Origin of the sequence: Caballeronia sp. LZ003 (genome assembly GCF_031451465.1) — a bacterium.
Lineage (GTDB): Bacteria > Pseudomonadota > Gammaproteobacteria > Burkholderiales > Burkholderiaceae > Caballeronia.
On record NZ_JARUXJ010000269.1, the window covers coordinates 1 to 5,400 of the forward strand.

General features: G+C 53.2%; 2 tRNA genes and 2 rRNA genes. All 4 read right to left on the bottom strand.

Annotated elements, in window-relative coordinates:
* Positions 1-202: 202 nt before the first annotated feature.
* The 4 genes from QCE79_RS38740 to QCE79_RS38755 all read right to left on the bottom strand — a co-directional run bounded on the left by QCE79_RS38740 (position 203) and on the right by QCE79_RS38755 (position 5,194).
* Positions 203-3,083, bottom strand: a 23S ribosomal RNA gene (locus tag QCE79_RS38740).
* Between the two features lie 305 nt (positions 3,084-3,388).
* Positions 3,389-3,464 (bottom strand) — tRNA-Ala (locus tag QCE79_RS38745).
* 56 nt (positions 3,465-3,520) lie between these two features.
* A tRNA-Ile gene (locus tag QCE79_RS38750) sits at positions 3,521-3,597 on the bottom strand.
* Positions 3,598-3,661: 64 nt separating this feature from the next.
* A 16S ribosomal RNA gene (locus tag QCE79_RS38755) occupies positions 3,662-5,194 on the bottom strand.
* The 16S and 23S rRNA genes sit together here with 2 tRNA genes alongside, the layout of an rRNA operon.
* Between the last annotated feature and the right edge of the window lie 206 nt (positions 5,195-5,400).

Sequence of the window (5,400 nt, forward strand, 5' to 3'; positions counted from 1 at the left end):
GATCCGCACTATCATCGGCGTGGAGTCGTTTCACGGTCCTGTTCGGGATGGGAAGGGGTGGTACCAACTCGCTGTGGTCATCAGGCATGACTTGTTGTCGTGCGCCGGGTGGGCACACAACCAATCCGGGAAGAAGCAGTAAATGTTGGGTGGCGATTGTCGCACACGCATAACTCGCCAGTGGTTCAAACACACTGGTTATAGGATCAAGCCTTACGGGCAATTAGTATCAGTTAGCTCAATGCATTACTGCACTTACACACCTGACCTATCAACGTCCTGGTCTAGAACGACCCTTCAAGGGGCTCGAAGCCCCGGGGATATCTCATCTTAAGGCGAGTTTCCCGCTTAGATGCTTTCAGCGGTTATCTCTTCCGAACATAGCTACCCGGCGATGCCACTGGCGTGACAACCGGTACACCAGAGGTTCGTCCACTCCGGTCCTCTCGTACTAGGAGCAGCCCCCTTCAAATATCCAACGCCCACGGCAGATAGGGACCAAACTGTCTCACGACGTTTTAAACCCAGCTCACGTACCTCTTTAAATGGCGAACAGCCATACCCTTGGGACCGGCTACAGCCCCAGGATGAGATGAGCCGACATCGAGGTGCCAAACACCGCCGTCGATATGAACTCTTGGGCGGTATCAGCCTGTTATCCCCAGAGTACCTTTTATCCGTTGAGCGATGGCCCTTCCATACAGAACCACCGGATCACTATGACCTGCTTTCGCACCTGCTCGACTTGTCGGTCTCGCAGTTAAGCACGCTTATGCCATTGCACTATCAGCACGATTTCCGACCGTACCTAGCGTACCTTCGTACTCCTCCGTTACACTTTGGGAGGAGACCGCCCCAGTCAAACTGCCTACCATGCACTGTCCCCGATCCAGATCATGGACCAAGGTTAGAACCTCAAACAAACCAGGGTGGTATTTCAAGGACGGCTCCACCGAAACTAGCGTTCCGGTTTCATAGCCTCCCACCTATCCTACACAGATCGGTTCAAAGTCCAATGCAAAGCTACAGTAAAGGTTCATGGGGTCTTTCCGTCTAGCCGCGGGGAGATTGCATCATCACAAACACTTCAACTTCGCTGAGTCTCGGGAGGAGACAGTGTGGCCATCGTTACGCCATTCGTGCAGGTCGGAACTTACCCGACAAGGAATTTCGCTACCTTAGGACCGTTATAGTTACGGCCGCCGTTTACCGGGACTTCAATCAAGAGCTTGCACCCCATCATTTAATCTTCCGGCACCGGGCAGGCGTCACACCCTATACGTCCACTTTCGTGTTTGCAGAGTGCTGTGTTTTTATTAAACAGTCGCAGCCACCAGTTTATTGCAACCTCTTCACCCTTCCAGCGCAGGCTGGTTAAGCTACAGAGGCGTACCTTATCCCGAAGTTACGGTACCAATTTGCCGAGTTCCTTCTCCCGAGTTCTCTCAAGCGCCTTAGAATACTCATCTCGCCCACCTGTGTCGGTTTGCGGTACGGTCACTATTAGACTGAAGCTTAGAGGCTTTTCTTGGAACCACTTCCAATTGCTTCGCTTCCGAGGAAGCTCGCGCCACACCCTTGAATTATGTGCCCGGATTTGCCTGAGCACCTTCTCCAATGCAGCGACCGGGACGTCCAACACCCGGACAACCTTCCGCGATCCGTCCCCCCATCGCATCTAACAATGGTGCAGGAATATTGACCTGCTTCCCATCAGCTACGCATTTCTGCCTCGCCTTAGGGGCCGACTCACCCTACGCCGATGAACGTTGCGTAGGAAACCTTGGGCTTACGGCGAGGGGGCTTTTCACCCCCTTTATCGCTACTCATGTCAGCATTCGCACTTCCGATACCTCCAGCACGCTTTTCAACGCACCTTCGCAGGCTTACGGAACGCTCTCCTACCATGCATATAAATATGCATCCGCAGCTTCGGTGACTGGCTTGAGCCCCGTTACATCTTCCGCGCAGGACGACTCGATCAGTGAGCTATTACGCTTTCTTTAAAGGGTGGCTGCTTCTAAGCCAACCTCCTGACTGTTTTTGCCTTCCCACTTCGTTTCCCACTTAGCCAATCTTTGGGACCTTAGCTGGCGGTCTGGGTTGTTTCCCTCTTGACACCGGACGTTAGCACCCGATGTCTGTCTCCCGTGATTGCACTCTTCGGTATTCGGAGTTTGCTATGGCGTAGTAATCCGCAATGGACCCCACAACCATGACAGTGCTCTACCCCCGAAGGTGATACACGAGGCACTACCTAAATAGTTTTCGGAGAGAACCAGCTATTTCCAAGTTTGTTTAGCCTTTCACCCCTATCCACAGCTCATCCCCTAACTTTTCAACGTTAGTGGGTTCGGTCCTCCAGTACGTGTTACCGCACCTTCAACCTGGCCATGGATAGATCACTTGGTTTCGGGTCTACGCCCAGCAACTGATCGCCCTATTCGGACTCGCTTTCGCTACGCCTGCCTTAATCAGTTAAGCTCGCTACTGAACGTAAGTCGCTGACCCATTATACAAAAGGTACGCCGTCACCCCTTGCGAGGCTCCGACTGTTTGTATGCATGCGGTTTCAGGATCTATTTCACTCCCCTCCCGGGGTTCTTTTCGCCTTTCCCTCACGGTACTGGTTCACTATCGGTCGATCACGAGTATTTAGCCTTGGAGGATGGTCCCCCCATCTTCAGACAGGATTTCACGTGTCCCGCCCTACTTGTCGTACCCCTAGTTCTTCCACGCTGTTTTCGCTTACAGGGCTATCACCTGCTATGGCCGCACTTTCCAGAGCGTTCAGCTAACAACACAGATAAAGAGTACAGGCTGATCCCATTTCGCTCGCCACTACTCTGGGAATCTCGGTTGATTTCTTTTCCTGCGGTTACTTAGATGTTTCAGTTCACCGCGTTCGCTTCACTAAGCCTATGGATTCAGCTTAGGATGACCCATTCGGGCCGGGTTTCCCCATTCGGATATCGGTGGATCAAAGCTCGTTTGCCAGCTCCCCACCGCTTTTCGCAGGCTACCGCGTCCTTCATCGCCTGTGATCGCCAAGGCATCCACCACATGCACTTGTTCGCTTGACCCTATAACGAGTGTGTCTGCCAGCATTGCTGCCTTTAAGCCCACCGTCATAGGTTGAGTATTCGCGTTGTGCCGTATTCCAAAGCAATCTTTCGATCACCTTTTCATACTTGATACAATCACAACCCTGATTACCCTACTCACACCCATCTCTAAGTGCTTTCGAATAATCTCTTTACTACTTCTTCCAGATTGTTAAAGAACGACAGCCGATAGCGTGATCAAATTCAATCACCTACCCGTGCTGACTGGCTCAATCGCCAATGCGCAACGTTGAACCCCGCGTTCAGCGCTGTGCATTGAGGATTGGTGGAGGATGACGGGATCGAACCGACGACCCCCTGCTTGCAAAGCAGGTGCTCTCCCAGCTGAGCTAATCCCCCCGTGTGTGCCTGACTCAGTCTGCTCGCTTGGTCGTTTTAAGCACCGCTTGCCCGGGTGGTGGGTCTGGTTGGATTCGAACCAACGACCCCCGCCTTATCAAGACGGTGCTCTAACCGACTGAGCTACAGACCCTTAGCCTGTCTTTCTGACAGCCGATAAGCGTGAACACTTGAGTGGGCGAGCGTTTAAGCTCGAGAAAGGAGGTGATCCAGCCGCACCTTCCGATACGGCTACCTTGTTACGACTTCACCCCAGTCATGAATCCTACCGTGGTGACCGTCCTCCTTGCGGTTAGACTAGCCACTTCTGGTAAAACCCACTCCCATGGTGTGACGGGCGGTGTGTACAAGACCCGGGAACGTATTCACCGCGGCATGCTGATCCGCGATTACTAGCGATTCCAGCTTCACGCAGTCGAGTTGCAGACTGCGATCCGGACTACGATCGGTTTTCTGGGATTGGCTCCACCTCGCGGCTTGGCAACCCTCTGTTCCGACCATTGTATGACGTGTGAAGCCCTACCCATAAGGGCCATGAGGACTTGACGTCATCCCCACCTTCCTCCGGTTTGTCACCGGCAGTCTCCCTAGAGTGCTCTTGCGTAGCAACTAAGGACAAGGGTTGCGCTCGTTGCGGGACTTAACCCAACATCTCACGACACGAGCTGACGACAGCCATGCAGCACCTGTGCGACGATTCTCTTTCGAGCACCCCAAGCTCTCACCCGGGTTTCGTCCATGTCAAGGGTAGGTAAGGTTTTTCGCGTTGCATCGAATTAATCCACATCATCCACCGCTTGTGCGGGTCCCCGTCAATTCCTTTGAGTTTTAATCTTGCGACCGTACTCCCCAGGCGGTCAACTTCACGCGTTAGCTACGTTACTAAGGAAATGAATCCCCAACAACTAGTTGACATCGTTTAGGGCGTGGACTACCAGGGTATCTAATCCTGTTTGCTCCCCACGCTTTCGTGCATGAGCGTCAGTATTGGCCCAGGGGGCTGCCTTCGCCATCGGTATTCCTCCACATCTCTACGCATTTCACTGCTACACGTGGAATTCTACCCCCCTCTGCCATACTCTAGCCTGCCAGTCACCAATGCAGTTCCCAGGTTAAGCCCGGGGATTTCACATCGGTCTTAACAGACCGCCTGCGCACGCTTTACGCCCAGTAATTCCGATTAACGCTCGCACCCTACGTATTACCGCGGCTGCTGGCACGTAGTTAGCCGGTGCTTATTCTTCCGGTACCGTCATCCCCACCCGGTATTAACAGGTAGGTTTTCTTTCCGGACAAAAGTGCTTTACAACCCGAAGGCCTTCTTCACACACGCGGCATTGCTGGATCAGGGTTGCCCCCATTGTCCAAAATTCCCCACTGCTGCCTCCCGTAGGAGTCTGGGCCGTGTCTCAGTCCCAGTGTGGCTGGTCGTCCTCTCAGACCAGCTACAGATCGTCGCCTTGGTAGGCCTTTACCCCACCAACTAGCTAATCTGCCATCGGCCGCCCCTATAGCGCGAGGTCCCGAAGGATCCCCCGCTTTCTTCCGTAGATCGTATGCGGTATTAATCCGGCTTTCGCCGGGCTATCCCCCACTACAGGACACGTTCCGATGTATTACTCACCCGTTCGCCACTCGCCACCAGGGTTGCCCCCGTGCTGCCGTTCGACTTGCATGTGTAAGGCATGCCGCCAGCGTTCAATCTGAGCCAGGATCAAACTCTTCAGTTCAATTCCTGTTACTGTTTTCGGTTGTTTTACCAACCGGTCGCTCACTCAACGTACTGACGATGATCAATCCGTCTTTCGACAGATAAACCTTCCTCTAATACTGTGTGAGACTTGATAACTTTCGCTAAACGTCCCAACCCCGAAAGGTCAGAACCGCTCGCGCCATCAAGTGCCCACACTTATCGGCTGTTAGTTTTTAAAGAGCA